17 protein-coding genes are annotated in these 15,462 nt (G+C 52.8%); 12 read left to right on the top strand and 5 right to left on the bottom strand.

Annotated elements, in window-relative coordinates; all coding sequences use genetic code 11:
• Nucleotides 1-117 precede the first annotated feature (117 nt).
• The gene (gene fliE / locus HV355_RS02850; protein ID WP_010432385.1) at nucleotides 118-432 is read left to right on the top strand and encodes a flagellar hook-basal body complex protein FliE; all 315 of its coding nucleotides are present in this window, start codon (nucleotides 118-120) and stop codon (nucleotides 430-432) included.
• Nucleotides 433-507: 75 nt separating this feature from the next.
• Entirely contained in the window at nucleotides 508-921 is a 414-nt protein-coding gene (gene yedD, locus HV355_RS02845) for a lipoprotein YedD (RefSeq protein ID WP_010432387.1), read from the top strand.
• 93 nt (nucleotides 922-1,014) lie between these two features.
• Here the strand turns inward: yedD and amyA are convergent, their stop codons facing one another.
• From amyA to fliD, 4 genes are all read right to left on the bottom strand, one after another.
• Entirely contained in the window at nucleotides 1,015-2,502 is a 1,488-nt protein-coding gene (amyA, locus tag HV355_RS02840) for an alpha-amylase (RefSeq protein ID WP_182400821.1), read from the bottom strand.
• A gap of 98 nt (nucleotides 2,503-2,600) precedes the next feature.
• Nucleotides 2,601-2,972 (bottom strand): flagella biosynthesis regulatory protein FliT, encoded by a 372-nt coding sequence (gene fliT, locus HV355_RS02835; protein WP_042717934.1) that lies wholly within the window; start codon nucleotides 2,970-2,972, stop codon nucleotides 2,601-2,603.
• On the bottom strand, nucleotides 2,972-3,382 hold the full coding sequence (fliS, locus tag HV355_RS02830) for a flagellar export chaperone FliS (RefSeq protein WP_010432394.1): 411 nt from the start codon (nucleotides 3,380-3,382) through the stop codon (nucleotides 2,972-2,974). Before fliS ends, fliT begins: the two co-directional genes overlap by 1 nt.
• A 30-nt stretch (nucleotides 3,383-3,412) precedes the next feature.
• The gene (fliD, locus tag HV355_RS02825; protein WP_182400820.1) at nucleotides 3,413-4,825 is read right to left on the bottom strand and encodes a flagellar filament capping protein FliD; all 1,413 of its coding nucleotides are present in this window, start codon (nucleotides 4,823-4,825) and stop codon (nucleotides 3,413-3,415) included.
• Nucleotides 4,826-5,094: 269 nt separating this feature from the next.
• Between fliD and HV355_RS02820 the strand changes: the two genes are divergently transcribed.
• The 8 genes from HV355_RS02820 to sdiA all read left to right on the top strand — a co-directional run bounded on the left by HV355_RS02820 (nucleotide 5,095) and on the right by sdiA (nucleotide 12,214).
• Complete coding sequence (locus tag HV355_RS02820; protein WP_089599450.1) at nucleotides 5,095-6,360, top strand: FliC/FljB family flagellin; 1,266 nt, start codon at nucleotides 5,095-5,097, stop codon at nucleotides 6,358-6,360.
• Nucleotides 6,361-6,522: 162 nt separating this feature from the next.
• Nucleotides 6,523-7,242 carry an RNA polymerase sigma factor FliA gene (locus HV355_RS02815; RefSeq protein WP_042714098.1) on the top strand — a complete coding sequence of 240 codons (720 nt, stop codon included), beginning with the start codon at nucleotides 6,523-6,525 and terminating at the stop codon, nucleotides 7,240-7,242.
• A 54-nt stretch (nucleotides 7,243-7,296) separates the two neighbouring features.
• A complete protein-coding gene (gene fliZ, locus HV355_RS02810; protein ID WP_126816932.1) occupies nucleotides 7,297-7,848 on the top strand; it encodes a flagella biosynthesis regulatory protein FliZ in 552 nt (183 codons plus the stop codon).
• Nucleotides 7,849-7,934: 86 nt separating this feature from the next.
• On the top strand, nucleotides 7,935-8,735 hold the full coding sequence (tcyJ, locus tag HV355_RS02805; RefSeq protein WP_010432408.1) for a cystine ABC transporter substrate-binding protein: 801 nt from the start codon (nucleotides 7,935-7,937) through the stop codon (nucleotides 8,733-8,735).
• A 107-nt stretch (nucleotides 8,736-8,842) separates the two neighbouring features.
• Entirely contained in the window at nucleotides 8,843-9,829 is a 987-nt protein-coding gene (dcyD, locus tag HV355_RS02800; RefSeq protein ID WP_148399931.1) for a D-cysteine desulfhydrase, read from the top strand.
• Between the two features lie 21 nt (nucleotides 9,830-9,850).
• Nucleotides 9,851-10,519: a cystine ABC transporter permease gene (gene tcyL, locus HV355_RS02795; RefSeq protein WP_182400819.1), complete on the top strand. Its 669-nt coding sequence runs from the start codon at nucleotides 9,851-9,853 to the stop codon at nucleotides 10,517-10,519.
• The gene (gene tcyN / locus HV355_RS02790) at nucleotides 10,516-11,268 is read left to right on the top strand and encodes an L-cystine ABC transporter ATP-binding protein TcyN (protein ID WP_182400818.1); all 753 of its coding nucleotides are present in this window, start codon (nucleotides 10,516-10,518) and stop codon (nucleotides 11,266-11,268) included. Before tcyL ends, tcyN begins: the two co-directional genes overlap by 4 nt.
• Before the next feature lie 223 nt (nucleotides 11,269-11,491).
• Complete coding sequence (sdiA, locus tag HV355_RS02785; RefSeq protein ID WP_108417555.1) at nucleotides 11,492-12,214, top strand: transcriptional regulator SdiA; 723 nt, start codon at nucleotides 11,492-11,494, stop codon at nucleotides 12,212-12,214.
• A 65-nt stretch (nucleotides 12,215-12,279) separates the two neighbouring features.
• Here the strand turns inward: sdiA and HV355_RS02780 are convergent, their stop codons facing one another.
• Nucleotides 12,280-12,504 carry a DUF2594 family protein gene (locus HV355_RS02780; RefSeq protein ID WP_010432421.1) on the bottom strand — a complete coding sequence of 75 codons (225 nt, stop codon included), beginning with the start codon at nucleotides 12,502-12,504 and terminating at the stop codon, nucleotides 12,280-12,282.
• A 467-nt stretch (nucleotides 12,505-12,971) separates the two neighbouring features.
• Here HV355_RS02780 and uvrY point away from each other — a divergent pair, with 467 nt between their 5' ends.
• Both uvrY and uvrC read left to right on the top strand, forming a co-directional pair.
• Nucleotides 12,972-13,628, top strand: coding sequence for a UvrY/SirA/GacA family response regulator transcription factor (gene uvrY / locus HV355_RS02775; RefSeq protein ID WP_042714108.1), 657 nt, complete (start codon nucleotides 12,972-12,974; stop codon nucleotides 13,626-13,628).
• On the top strand, nucleotides 13,625-15,457 hold the full coding sequence (gene uvrC, locus HV355_RS02770; RefSeq protein ID WP_010432427.1) for an excinuclease ABC subunit UvrC: 1,833 nt from the start codon (nucleotides 13,625-13,627) through the stop codon (nucleotides 15,455-15,457). The genes uvrY and uvrC overlap by 4 nt, the downstream gene beginning before the upstream one ends.
• The last annotated feature ends 5 nt before the right edge of the window (nucleotides 15,458-15,462 follow it).

Here is a 15,462-nt window from a genome sequence, read left to right as displayed (position 1 = left end):
GATGATTCGTGATTTTCTATGCGTCAAATAACCTGGTTTTTTAACGCTATTTACCGCCATTATCTGATTGACAAGCTGTTAGTCTTGACCGCGTAAAAATCCATCCAGGGGAAAGTCATGGCTATACAGGGCATTGAAGGGGTAATCAGTCAGCTGCAGGCAACGGCAATGACGGCACGTAATCAGAACGTGATGGACGAACCTTCAACCATCAGCTTTGCGGGGCAACTGCACGCCGCGCTTGACCGTATCAGCGACAAGCAGAACGCTGCCCGGACGCAGGCGGAAAAATTTACGCTCGGTGAGCCGGGCGTGGCGCTCAATGATGTGATGGCCGATCTGCAAAAAGCGTCGGTGTCTCTGCAGATGGGCCTCCAGGTGCGTAATAAGCTGGTATCGGCCTATCAGGACGTGATGTCGATGCAGGTGTAAAACCTGCCGATCTTACGCTGGCACCCATACCGCTTTAATGCCACAATATTTTTTTCTTCCCACGCAGGAAAGATGATGAAAAAAATAGCAATTGTGGGTGCGCTTCTGGCGTTAACCGGCTGTGTTCAGGTTGATAATTATCAGGAAGTCATCAAGCACCCTGTGCCGTCGCATCTGGCAGGGTACTGGCAGTCAAAAGGGCCGCAAAGCAAGATGGTGAGCCCGGAGGCGATTGCCACGCTGGTGGTGACGGAAGAGGGCGATACGCTGGATTGCCGTCAATGGCAGCGCGTGGTGGCGGTGCCGGGCAAGATTATGCTGCGTTCGGATGATTACTATAACGTGACCCGCAAGCTGGATATCTATCCGCTGGAGCGTGATGGTGCAACGCTTGAGTATGATGGTATGGAGCTGCAAAAAGTGGATCGTCCAACGGTAGAGTGTGCGAATTACCTGAGCAAAAATCCGCTGGAGAGTAAGCTACCGTAGCCGTTTTTTGCCGGGTGGCGCTGACGCTTACCCGGCCTACGGGACGGTGCTTTTGTAGGCCGGGTAAGGCGAAGCCGCCACCCGGCATTGTTTCTACAGCGCATCCTCTATTACCCACACGCTGACGCTTCCTCCGTTACAGAAGAACGTTCCTTCACCATCCGCCGCCGTGGTCACGGTTTCCTCGCGATTGCCCAGAAAATCACGCCAGGTTTTATCGCCGTAATTCTCTCCCAGACAAATCACTTTTTCCCCGTCATCGCCATTGGAAAGGACCACCACGCAACCCGGCGCGTCGTCGGTCCCGCTGCGGCTGAACGCGATACAGTTAGGATGATCAAAAAACAGCGTCTGAATGCCGTGGGCAAAACGCTGGCGGGCGAGGATCAGCTCATGCAGTTGTTCAATCACGGGCATATCAATATGGTACGTGTTACCGTCTCCGCCCGTATCGTCGTAGCTGGCACCGAAGAGGTCCGGATAGAACACGCTCGGCACGCCGTTTTCGCGCAGCAGAATTAACGCATAGGCGAGAGGTTTAAACCAGGCTTCCACCGGGGCTTCCAGCGCCTGCAGGGGTTGGGTGTCGTGGTTGGCAACCAGCGTGACCGCATGGAACGGATCGGCTTCCACCAGCGTGCCGGTGAAGATCTGGCTCATGTCGTAGTCGCGCCCCTCACGCGACGCCTCGTGGAACTTCATCTGCAGCGGCGCATCGAACAGCATGGTTTTGCCGTCTACCTGATTGATGTAGTTCTGCAGTTTATCCACCTCGTGCGACCAGTATTCCGCGACAACAAACAGCGGCTGCGGCGCCACCTCCTGCACGTGCTCAATCCACTCCTTATAAAACCAGGCCGGAATATGTTTTACGGCATCCAGACGAAAACCGTCACACTGCGTTTGCTCCATCACCCAGCGCGCCCAGTATTTGATCTCCTCGGTCACGGCATGATTGCGAAAATCGATGTTCTCGCCCATCAGGTAGTCGAAATTGCCCATCTCGTCGTCGACCTGATCGTTCCAGCCTTCGCCGGTGTAGTCGTTGACGATTTTGAAGATATTATCTTCATTGGGGTTTTCAATGTGGTCGATGCCGCTGAAGCATTTGTAATCCCAGATAAACTGCGAATATTTCCCCGCGCGGGCAGGGAAGGTGTAGCGCGTCCAGGCTTCACACTCGATGATTTCATCGTCGATTTGCGTACGGTCTTGTTCATTGACGCGCTGCACGCGGATCGACTCTTTCTCGTCCGCCCCCATTTTGTGGTTGACCACCACATCCAGCAGCACGGCGATCTGGTTGCTTTTGAGCGCGTCGATGGCCTCCAGCAGCTGTGCTTTATCGCCGTATTTGGTGGCGACGCTGCCTTTCTGGTCAAACTCACCGAGATCGAACAGATCGTAAGAGTCATAGCCTACGGAATATCCCCCCGATGCGCCTTTGTACGCCGGAGGTAGCCACACCATGTTAATGCCGATTTCGTTGAGGTTGGGGGCTAAAGCCGTGACTTCTCGCCACAATTCACCGCCAGCGGGGTAATACCAGTGAAAGCATTGCAGTAAGGTTGGATTGCGCATGCACCGTCTCCATGAGGTCGCGAAACTCAAGTATGGAGTACGTTTTGCAGAAATGCCTGGCGAACGAAGCGGGAAACGTTCGTTCGCCAGCTACATGGCTAATTGAGATCGCTATTACTTTGCGGGACCAGGACATGACCGCCCTGGTTGCTGTAGGTGGAAAGAACGGTTTTCTGAATGGAGGATTGACCCACCATTTTAGCCAGTTCATTCATTCTGGACTGCAGCAATGTTTTCACCTGGCTTTCATTGTCGAGGATCACGCGCAGAGTCGGTCGAAGTTGCTCCTGCATTTGTGCAGAGGGTTCCGCTTCCTGCGTAAGACGAGCCAGCGAGTGCACCGCGTTGACATAATCGGTTTCACAAGTAATGAGATCATCCCATAAACCCTGGCGAGCCAGTCGCAACATCAACTGGCTCTGCTCAAGGAGTTGCTGATAAAGGGTATAGAGTTGCGGTGCATTACTCATTAGACGGCGTCCTGCATCAGTTGTGGCGTACCCGCAACCTCCTTCCACCCGTCAGCGATATTGCGCAGCAATGTTTCCACCTCTTCGATGGCGCTGGCGTCGTTATTCACGTTGGCGTGCAGGAGGCGACGTACCATATAGGCATAAAGGGCAATCAGGTTTTGCGTAAGCTCATCACCGTTATTGTCCACCAGGCCAACCTTCAGCCCGTTTTCAATAATGTTGATGGCTTTCGAGAGTGCCAACCCCTTTGCCGGAATATTGCCGTCTTGCAGGAACAGACGCGCGCGAACCAGCGCGCTGAGGGCTCCATCAAATAGCATGATAACCAGCTGTTGCTGGCTGGCGCTCATCACCGCGCTTTCAACCTCTATTTTTGCGTAGGCTTGCGTGCCTTTTGCGCCGTACATGTTATCCCCCTCGGGTTCGTTTAGCGTTTACTACTTGCTGCTGGACGTATTTTCAAACTGCTGCGTCAGGTAGCTGCTGGTGTTGTTCAGCGAGGTCATCAGTACGTCCAGCTGGGTAAACTGGGCTTTGTACTGTGCCACGCGCGCGTCAATACGCTCGCTCACGGCGTTGTACTGATCGGTAAGCTTGTTCAGCGTTTTACTGACGCCATCTTTTGCCGCCTGGATAATCCCTTTGCTGGAGAGCCAGTCAGTCAGTTGGGTGGCCATAGTGGTGGTGATGCCGGTGGTTTTACCGTCACCCACAACCAGATCTTTCACGGCAGTCGGGTTGTCCGTCAGCGCTTTTTTCAGCTTGGTGTTATCCAGCTCCAGTTTGCCGGAGCTTGGATCGGTCGTGATACCCAGAGACGACAGTGTTTTGTACGTGGTACCGCCGACGGTGTTGCTCAGCATGGTTTTCAGCTGGGTCTGAATCGTACGCAGCGTGCTGTCACCCAGCAGGGCACCGTTGCTGGAGTCCTGTGCATCCGTACCTGCATCAACCGCCGTATATTTGGTCAGTGAAGCAAAGCTGTCCTGCAGGGTGTTGTAAGCATCTACCCAGGCTTTCATCGCCGTTTCGGCTTTGGACGTATCTTTGGTGATCGTCAGCGTCTGGTTACCGGTGGTGACGTCATTCAGGTTCAGGGTGATATCTTCCAGCGCATCGCTAATGGTGTTGCTGCTGTTTTCGATATCAACATTGTTAACCTTCAGCTTGGCGTTCTGCGCGGTGACGCTTTCCGTCATGCCGTTGCTGGCGTCGGTGCTGGTGCCGTTGTAACCCATAAAGGATTGCAGGGCGCTGTCGCCGCTCACGCTGATGCTGACCGCGTTATCTGCACCGGTTTCCGTAGAGGTAATAGACAGACGATACTGACCATTACCGACGTTAATAATACTGGCGGTCACGCCCGCATCCGCTTTGTTGATGGCATCACGAATGCCGGTCAGCGAGGAGTTTGCCGCGCTGATATCAACGGTCACCGGATCTTTACCGTTGCCCGCGGTAAAGGTAATTTTGCTGTCCGCGGTGGCAATGGCAGTTTTGGTATCTGCCTGGGTATTTTTAGTGGTCAGCGTCTGCGCCTGCGCCAGCTGAGAGACGCTAATGGTGTATTTACCCGCAATGGCGCTGCCCGTCGTGGTCGCACTGAATGCCGTGGTACTGCTCGCCGTGCTGGTGGCCGTAAACAGGTCAGCTTTATTCAGCGCGGTGTTGGCGGTTTGAAACGCTTCCAGTGAACTCTTCAACGTGCCGTAAGCGCTAAGCTTGGCGGTATAGGATGTCTGCTGTTTGGAAATCGGCGTCAGCTGCGCTTTTTCGGCCGTGGTGAGACTATCCAGAATGTCTGCTAACTTAAGACCCGAACCAATCCCCAATGATGAAATACTTGCCATATTTATTCCTTAATCTATCGACACGTAGAACGAATAGTGGGGTTATCGGCCTTTATGCGTGAAAGTTTACGGTTAATTTCTTTTTTTTAATGGCGGGAATAACGGTAATAGAGAAGAGTATTTCCGTGGCTAAAAAAATTATCGAGATCCTGAAAAAAAATCTAAAGGTTGTTTTGGACCAGACGATAACACCTTTGACGGCGATGAAGCCGAAGGGTGGAAACCCAAATCTAACCAAACAGATTTGATGAACAACAGGAATCGAAATCATGGCACAAGTCATTAATACCAACAGCCTCTCGCTGATCACTCAGAACAACATCAACAAGAACCAGTCTGCTCTGTCTTCTTCTATTGAGCGTCTGTCTTCCGGTCTGCGTATCAACAGCGCTAAAGATGATGCTGCGGGCCAGGCTATCGCTAACCGCTTCACGTCTAACATCAAAGGTCTGACTCAGGCTGCACGTAACGCTAACGACGGTATCTCTCTGGCACAGACCACTGAAGGCGCGCTGTCTGAAATCAACAACAACCTGCAGCGTGTTCGTGAACTGACCGTTCAGGCAACGACCGGTACTAACTCTGATTCTGACCTGACGTCAATCCAGGACGAAATCAAATCCCGTCTGTCTGAAATCGACCGCGTATCTGGTCAGACTCAGTTCAACGGCGTGAACGTACTGGCTAAAAACGGTTCTATGGCGATTCAGGTTGGTGCAAACGACGGCCAGACTATCTCCATCGACCTGCAGCAGATCGACTCTTCTACTCTGGGTCTGAACGGCTTCTCCGTTTCTAACAACGCACTGAAACTGAGCGATTCTATCACTCAGGTTGGCGCGAGCGGTGCTCTGAAAGATGTTGACCTGAGCGCGGTTGCTACTACTCTGGGCGTGGACGCGAAGAGCCTGACTCTGCACAACGTGCAGACTCCAGCTGGCGCATCTACTACCAGCTACGTGGTTTCTTCTGGTTCTGACAACTACGCTGTGTCTGTTGACGATGCAACTGGCAGCGTGAAAGTGAACACCGCTGACATCACCTACACCGATGCTAACGGTGGTACCGGTACTCTGACTGGTGTTGCAGTTAAAGTTGGCGCAGACGCTGCTGGCGCTGCTGCAGGTTACGCTGAAGTTCAGGGTAAAAACTACTCCCTGACTGCTGCTGCTATCGCTGATGGCGGCGCGGGCGGTACCCTGAACAACGCACAGACTGTTACCCTGAACGCAGCGGGCGAGTTCAAAGGCGTGTCAACTGCAGATCCACTGGCTCTGCTGGACAAAGCTATCGCGTCTGTTGATAAATTCCGTTCTTCACTGGGTGCGGTACAGAACCGTCTGAGCTCTGCTGTAACCAACCTGAACAACACCACCACCAACCTGTCTGAAGCGCAGTCCCGTATTCAGGACGCCGACTATGCGACCGAAGTGTCAAATATGTCTAAAGCGCAGATCATCCAGCAGGCCGGTAACTCCGTGCTGTCCAAAGCTAACCAGGTTCCTCAGCAGGTTCTGTCTCTGCTGCAGGGCTAATCGCCTGATAATGCGTAAACCCCGCTTCGGCGGGGTTTTTCTTTAGCGCTATTTGCATAACCCCCCAAATAACCCCTCATTTCACCCACTATTCACCCAATTGAAACCCCTGCAGAATCGGATAATCATGCCGATAACTCAATTAACGCAGGGCTGTTTATCGTGAATTCACTCTATACCGCTGATGGTGTAATGGATAAACACTCGCTGTGGCAGCGTTATGTTCCGCTGGTGCGTCACGAAGCATTGCGCCTCCAGGTGCGTTTGCCGGCGAGCGTGGAACTGGACGATCTGCTACAGGCGGGCGGTATCGGGTTATTGAATGCAGTTGACCGATACGACGCTCTGCAAGGAACGGCATTTACGACTTACGCAGTTCAGCGTATTCGTGGGGCGATGCTGGACGAACTGCGCAGCCGAGACTGGGTGCCGCGCAGTGTTCGCCGCAACGCGCGCGAAGTGGCGCATGCGATGGGGCAGCTGGAACAGGAACTGGGACGCAACGCGACGGAAACCGAAGTGGCGGAGCGTCTTGGGATCGCTGTTGAAGAGTATCGTCAGATGTTGCTCGATACCAATAATAGCCAACTCTTCTCTTACGATGAGTGGCGCGAAGAGCATGGCGATAGCATCGAGCTGGTGACGGATGAGCATCAGCAAGAAAACCCGTTACACCATTTAATGGAAGGGAATTTACGCCAGCGCGTGATGGAAGCGATTGAAGCTTTACCAGAGCGCGAACAGCTGGTGTTGACCCTCTATTACCAGGAAGAGCTCAATCTCAAGGAGATTGGCGCGGTACTGGAGGTGGGGGAGTCTCGGGTTAGCCAGCTGCACAGCCAGGCCATCAAGCGCTTACGCACGAAACTGGGTAAGTTATAGGTGAGTGATTCACCTGGGAAATGCCGCACAACGTATTGACAACCAGGAGTTATCATGACGGTGCAGCAATCTAAAAGACGGCCTTTAAGCCGCTACCTGAAAGACTTTAAACACAGCCAGACGCATTGCGCCCACTGTAATAAATTACTCGACCGTATCACGCTGGTTCGTCGTGGCGAAATCGTGAACAAAATCGCGATATCCCGCCTCGACACGTTGATGGATGAGGCCGCCTGGCTCGAAGAGCAAAAAGAGTGGGTGGCGCTTTGCCGTTTCTGTGGCGATCTCCACTGCAAAGAGCAAAGCGACTTCTTCGATATTATCGGCTTTAAGCAATTCCTGTTTGAACAAACGGAGATGAGCCACGGCACCGTTCGCGAATATGTGGTTCGCCTGCGTCGCCTTGGGCAACATCTGACCGTCAACAATATTTCTCGCGACCTGCTGAAAACCGGTTATCTGGATGAAAATCTGGAACCGTGGCTGCCTGCGACCAGCACCAACAACTACCGGATTGCGCTGCGCAAGTATGCTCAATACAAGGTACAAATGCCGGGTGTCGTGAAGCAGAAAGCCCACGTCGGAACAACTTCTGATATATATTAAAAAAGAATAAGATGTAGCGCAGTCGCCTTTGACGTTGCAGGAGATTTCTCTACACTACGTAAAAATTCCACTGTATCGGGGTATTTATGAAATTTGCACTTCTGGGTCGTCAGGCGCTGATGGGTGTTATGGCCGTTGCGCTGGTTGCGGGCATGAGCGTAAAAACGTTCGCCGCAGAAAACCTGCTGAATAAAGTAAAAGAGCGTGGCACGCTGCTGGTGGGGCTGGAAGGAACCTATCCTCCGTTCAGCTACCAGGGCGACGACGGTAAATTGACCGGTTTCGAAGTGGAATTTGCGGAAGAACTGGCGAAACACCTTGGCGTGAAAGCGTCCCTGAAACCGACCAAATGGGACGGTATGCTGGCGTCGCTGGATTCAAAACGTATTGATGTGGTGATCAACCAGGTGACCATTTCTGACGAGCGTAAGAAGAAGTATGACTTCTCCACGCCGTACACCGTGTCCGGTATTCAGGCGCTGGTGAAGAAAGGTAACGAAGGCGGGATTAAAACGGCTGCGGACCTGAAAGGGAAGAAAGTCGGCGTCGGGCTGGGTACCAACTACGAAGAGTGGCTGCGCCAGAACGTGCAGGGTGTGGATATTCGCACCTATGATGATGACCCGACCAAATACCAGGATCTGCGCGTGGGCCGTATCGACGCCATTCTGGTTGACCGCCTGGCCGCGCTGGATCTGGTGAAGAAAACCAACAATACCCTGGCCGTTGCGGGTGATGCGTTCTCTCGTCAGGAAGCCGGTATCGCCATCCGTAAAGGTAACGAAGATCTGGTGAAAGCGATCGATTCCGCTATTGCTGACATGCAGAAAGACGGTAGCCTGAAAGCGCTTTCCGAGAAATGGTTCGGCGCTGACGTCACCAAATAAGTCTTTGACCCATAAAAAAAGGCGCTTTTAAAAGCGCCTTTTTTATTTCTTACGCGTCTGCGTGCATAATGAAAAATATCAGATGAATTAGCGTTACCGGAGGAACCATGTCACTGCAGAATTTAACGCGCTTTCCCCGCCTGGAGTTTATCGGCGCGCCCACGCCGCTGGAGTATTTACCCCGATTTTCTGATTATTTAGGGCGCGACATTTTCATCAAGCGCGATGACGTGACGCCGATGGCGATGGGCGGCAATAAGCTGCGCAAGCTGGAGTTTCTGGCGGCAGACGCGCTGCGCGAAGGGGCGGACACGCTGATCACCGCAGGGGCGATTCAGTCTAACCACGTGCGCCAGACGGCGGCGGTGGCGGCAAAACTTGGCCTACACTGCGTTGCGCTGCTGGAAAACCCGATCGGAACGCACGCAGAAAACTATCTCACTAACGGTAACCGTCTCCTGCTGGATCTGTTTAACGTGCAGGTCGAGATGGTCGACGCCCTGACCGACCCGACCGCGCAGCTCGACGAACTGGCCACGCGTCTTGAAGCGCAAGGTTTTCGTCCGTACGTTATTCCTGTCGGCGGGTCGAACGCGCTGGGCGCACTGGGCTATGTAGAAAGCGCGCTGGAAATTGCTCAGCAATGCGAGGGCGCGGTGAATCTCTCTTCTGTCGTTGTTGCCTCCGGTAGCGCCGGAACCCATGCCGGGCTGGCGGTGGGGCTGGAGCAACTGCTGCCGGATGTCGAGCTGATTGGCGTGACGGTCTCCCGCAGCGTTGCGGAACAGAAGCCGAAAGTGGTTACGTTACAGCAGGCGGTGGCAGAACAACTGGAGCTGAAAGCCAGGGCTGACATTCTGCTCTGGGATGACTATTTTGCGCCGGGCTACGGCACGCAAAATGAAGAGGGGATGGAAGCGGTGAAATTGCTGGCACGCCTCGAAGGCATTCTGCTCGATCCGGTCTATACCGGTAAGGCGATGGCGGGGCTGATAGACGGCATTGCACAGAAGCGCTTTAAGGATGAAGGACCGATATTGTTTGTTCACACTGGCGGGGCGCCTGCGCTGTTTGCCTATCATCCTCATGTCTAAAAATCAGGTCGAAAAATAATAATGCACGAAAGTATTCAGCTGGTTATTGATTCACTGCCGTTCCTGCTTAAGGGGGCGGTGTTTACGCTTCAGCTCAGTATCGGAGGGATGTTCTTCGGCCTGGTGCTTGGGTTTGTGCTGGCGTTAATGCGCATGTCGCCCGTCTTGCCGGTACGCTGGCTGGCGCGTTTTTACATCTCTGTATTCCGCGGCACGCCCCTTATCGCCCAGCTCTTTATGATTTACTACGGTTTGCCGCAGTTCGGTATTGAGCTTGATCCCATCCCGGCGGCGATGATCGGTCTGTCGTTAAATACCGCTGCCTACACCTCCGAAACCCTGCGAGCGGCCATCTCCTCCATTGATAAAGGGCAGTGGGAGGCGGCAGCCAGTATCGGGATGACGCCGTGGCAAACCCTGCGTCGGGCGATATTGCCCCAGGCCGCGCGCGTAGCGTTACCGCCGTTGAGCAACAGCTTTATCAGCCTGGTAAAAGATACGTCGCTGGCGGCCACCATTCAGGTGCCGGAGCTGTTCCGTCAGGCGCAGCTGATCACCTCGCGGACGCTGGAAGTGCTCACGATGTATCTGGCGGCCTCGCTGATTTACTGGGTGATGGCGACGGTGCTTTCCGCCCTGCAGAACTATTTTGAAAACCAGCTTAACCGCCAGGAGCGTGATCCGAAATGAGTGCAATTGACGTTAAAAACCTGGTGAAAAAATTCCACGGACAAACGGTGCTCCACGGTATCGATCTGGAAGTGGAGCAGGGCGAAGTGGTAGCGATCATCGGACCGAGTGGCTCGGGGAAAACCACGCTGCTGCGCAGTATTAATCTCCTTGAACAGCCTGAAGGCGGAACGATTCGCGTAGGGGATATCACAATTGATACCGGGAAATCTATTAGCCAGCAGAAAGGCTTAATTCGCCGTCTACGTCAGCATGTCGGTTTTGTTTTCCAGAACTTCAACCTTTTCCCGCACCGTACGGTGCTGGAAAATATTATTGAAGGGCCGGTCATCGTGAAGGGGGAGCCAAAAGAAGAGGCCACCACCCGCGCACGGGAGCTGCTGGCGAAGGTTGGGCTGGCAGGTAAGGAAACCAGCTACCCGCGCCGTCTTTCGGGTGGACAGCAGCAGCGTGTGGCCATTGCGCGCGCGCTGGCGATGCGTCCGGATGTGATCCTGTTCGATGAGCCCACCTCCGCGCTCGATCCCGAGCTGGTAGGGGAGGTGCTTAACACCATTCGCCAACTGGCGCAGGAAAAACGGACGATGGTGATTGTGACTCACGAAATGAACTTTGCGCGTGATGTTGCAGACCGGGCTATTTTTATGGATCAGGGTCGCATTGTTGAGCAGGGGCCAGCGAAAAGCTTGTTTGCTAACCCCCAGCAGCCCCGCACCCGCCAGTTCCTCGAAAAATTCCTCATGCAGTAGCATTTTTGCCGTAATTTGCTCCAGATTTTTCGTCTGGGGCAAATTATTCGCCTGTAAACGCATGTTCGTAGTTCTTTTATTCCACGCATGTTCGGATTAACCGTATTAAATCTAAAAATTCAGGAGCATTGGACGATATTTTGTATAAATAAATAAGATTTATGTGGTAGGTTATATTCACCATAATAATGATTATCTTTATCAGAGGCTTCATTCGGTAAGTATGAGGGATTCAGACTTTTTCAACTGGCGACGGGATTGCTTCCTCCGGTTTCAGGAAATGTCCTGTGCCGACGAGGTATATCAAGAACTTCAGCGACAAACGCAGGCACTCGAATTTGATTATTTCTCATTGTGCGTTCGTCATCCTGTCCCCTTTACGCGCCCCCGGATTTCGGTCCAAACCAGTTATCCGCAGGAATGGATGGCGCAATATAAGTCAGAGAATTTTTTCGCCATCGATCCGGTGCTGAAACCAGAGAATTTCATTCAGGGGCATTTACCCTGGACGGATGAATTATTCGCTGATGCTCAGGCACTCTGGGACGGCGCGCGGGACCACGGTTTGCGTACGGGAATTACACAGTGTTTGATGCTGCCTAATCACGCGCTCGGTTTCCTGTCTGTATCGCGTACTAGCGCACAGGCTGACAGGTTAAGCGGCGAAGAAATAGAGTTGCGCCTGCAAATGCTGGTTCAAATGGCCTTAACGTCTCTGCTGCGTTTTGAACATGAGATGGTCATGCCGCCTGAAATGAAATTCAGCAAGCGCGAGCGGGAAATTCTGAAGTGGACTGCGGAAGGAAAGACGTCTGCAGAAATAGCGATTATTCTCTCGATATCTGAGAATACGGTTAATTTCCATCAAAAGAATATGCAGAAGAAATTTAACGCGCCAAACAAGACGCAGATTGCCTGTTATGCGGCGGCGACAGGACTGATCTGAAGAGACAACACGTTCTGCGTGACAGACGAGATAACGGCTGAATGCACCGCATCCAGCCGTTTTTTTTACTGACGGTAAGCTTGTTTAATCTGCTTAACGGTGTTGGCGAATACGGCTGATTCAGCCTGGTCTTCCATCTGCGCGATTTGTTTTTCCATCTTAAGGATCACACGGCCCGCATCAGCCTGACCCATTGCCTGTAACATGAGCGTCAGCAGCGCTTTCAGACAGTTTACTTCCTGTGCCAGTTCTTGGTTATTTTCCGCAGTGGCGAAATCAGGTGAGCTCATTTATTTTCCTCAATATAAAACAGCGCTCGAGCGCGACGATGAAAGTCAAGGCCGCGGAGTATACCACAAGCCGTGACAAAAAAAGCAGTGGTTGTTTTTCGTACTTTTCCGCATTTTGTTTATTTACGTAAACAATACCCACAGGTAATGTCTCCTCTGCGATATTCACCATTTATTGTCATCGCCGGTTCGTTTGCCGTTAATTGTTGTTACAAAAAGTTTAGAACTGTTTTTAAGCCGATGTTGCGTGCCTGTTTTTTGTAACTTTTTGAATACAGATGCTTAAAAATAGACGCAAAAGCCCATGCAGCATGGGTTTTCTTTCCACTTGCTGTACAGGCTAATTTCCAAAAACGAGAGCGTAATCGTATAGCACGTTTTTTAACGTTTTAATCTTGCGAGGAAAACCGTTAATATAAACGCAATAAGTAGTCAGTAGCGTTATCCCTATTCTGGAGACATTTCCTTTGATCAACGTCCTTCTTGTTGATGACCACGAACTGGTGCGCGCAGGGATACGACGCATTCTTGAAGATATAAAGGGTATTAAAGTTGCCGGTGAGGCCTGCTGTGGTGAAGATGCCGTGAAATGGTGTCGCACAAACTCGGCCGACGTGGTGTTGATGGATATGAACATGCCCGGCATTGGTGGGCTTGAAGCAACACGTAAAATCGCCCGTACCTTTGTTGATACCAAAGTCATCATGCTGACCGTACATACCGAAAACCCGCTGCCCGCGAAAGTTATGCAGGCGGGGGCCGCCGGGTATCTGAGTAAAGGCGCCGCACCACAGGAAGTTGTGAATGCGATTCGCTCCGTGTTTGCCGGGCAGCGTTACATCGCCTCTGACATTGCACAACAGATGGCATTGAGCCAGATTGAACCTGAAAAAACGGAATCGCCGTTTGCCAGTTTGTCTGAGCGCGAGTTGCAGATTATGCTGATGATCACCAAAGGTCAGAAAGTGAATGAGATCTCTGAACAGCTGAATCTCAGCCCGAAAACGGTGAACAGCTACCGCTATCGGATGTTCAGTAAACTGAACATTCACGGTGATGTCGAGTTGACTCACCTGGCCATTCGTCATGGTCTGTGTAATGCGGAGTCGTTAATAAGTCAGTGAATGAAGCGTTCGATTCAAAAGCATTTCTAAAAACCGTCACCAGCCAGCCAGGCGTGTATCGCATGTATGACGCTGGCGGTACGGTTATCTATGTGGGTAAGGCGAAAGATCTCAAAAAACGCCTTTCCAGCTATTTCCGCAGCAATCTTGCCTCACGCAAAACCGAAGCGCTGGTCGCACTCATTCAGAATATTGATGTCACCGTCACGCACACCGAGACGGAAGCGCTGCTGCTTGAACATAACTACATCAAACTGTATCAGCCCCGCTACAACGTGTTGCTGCGCGATGATAAATCCTATCCCTTTATTTTCCTGAGCGGGGATACCCATCCGCGTCTGGCGATGCACAGGGGTGCGAAGCATGCGAAGGGTGAATATTTCGGCCCGTTCCCGAACGGTTATGCCGTGCGAGAAACGCTGGCGCTGCTGCAAAAAATCTTCCCGATCCGCCAGTGTGAAAACAGCGTTTACCGTAACCGCTCGCGTCCGTGCCTGCAGTACCAGATTGGTCGCTGTCTGGGGCCGTGCGTAGCGGGTCTGGTCAGCGAAGAAGAGTATGCCCAGCAGGTGGACTATGTTCGCCTGTTCCTCGCGGGGAAAGACGATCAGGTTCTCACCCAGCTTATCGCGCGGATGGAGAAAGCCAGCGCGGCGCTGGAGTTTGAAGAGGCTGCGCGCATTCGTGACCAAATTCAGGCCGTACGCCGCGTTACCGAAAAGCAGTTTGTCTCCAATACCGGTGACGATCTGGACGTGATTGGCGTGGCCTTTGACAACGGGCTGGCCTGCGTTCACGTTCTGTTCATTCGCCAGGGTAAAGTGCTCGGCAGCCGCAGCTACTTCCCGAAAGTACCGGGCGGCACGGAGCTGGGTGAAGTTGTCGAGACATTTGTTGGACAGTTCTATCTTCAGGGCAGCCAGATGCGCACGTTGCCCTCCGAGATCCTGCTTGATTTCAATCTCGACGATAAAACCCTGCTGGCGGATTCCCTCTCTGAACTGGCCGGGCGTCGGGTGAATGTCCAGACGAAACCGCGCGGGGACCGTGCACGCTATTTGAAGCTGGCGCGCACCAACGCGGCGACGGCGCTGACGACGAAACTGTCCCAGCAGTCGACGGTTAGCCAGCGTTTAACCGCGCTTGCTACGCTTCTGAAGCTGCCGGAGGTGAAACGTATGGAGTGTTTTGATATCAGCCATACGATGGGTGAGCAGACCGTGGCCTCCTGCGTGGTGTTTGATGCCAACGGTCCGCTGCGGGCGGAGTATCGCCGCTATAACATCACCGGGATCACGCCGGGGGATGATTACGCCGCGATGAACCAGGTGCTGCGTCGACGCTATGGTAAAGCCATCGAAGAGAGCAAGATCCCGGACGTGATCCTTATCGACGGCGGGAAAGGGCAGCTCGGGCAGGCGAAGGCGGTGTTTGAATCACTCGACGTCGAGTGGGATAAAAACCATCCGCTGCTGTTGGGCGTGGCGAAAGGGGCGGATCGTAAAGCGGGTCTGGAAACGCTTTTCTTTGAGCCGGAAGGTGAGGGCTTTAGCCTGCCGCCGGATTCGCCCGCGCTGCATGTGATCCAGCATATCCGCGATGAATCTCACGATCACGCGATCAGCGGCCACCGTAAAAAACGGGCGAAGGTCAAAAACACCAGCACGCTGGAGACCATCGAAGGCGTTGGACCAAAACGTCGTCAAATGCTGCTGAAGTATATGGGCGGATTGCAAGGATTACTCAATGCCAGCATGGAGGAAATTGCAAAAGTGCCGGGTATTTCGCAAGGGCTGGCAGAAAAGATCTACTACTCGTTGAAACATTGAGGGCT

This window comes from Enterobacter sp. RHBSTW-01064, from assembly GCF_014103035.1.
GTDB classification, from domain to species: Bacteria; Pseudomonadota; Gammaproteobacteria; order Enterobacterales; family Enterobacteriaceae; genus Enterobacter; species Enterobacter mori.
This window is presented reverse-complemented; position numbering and strand designations above follow the sequence as displayed.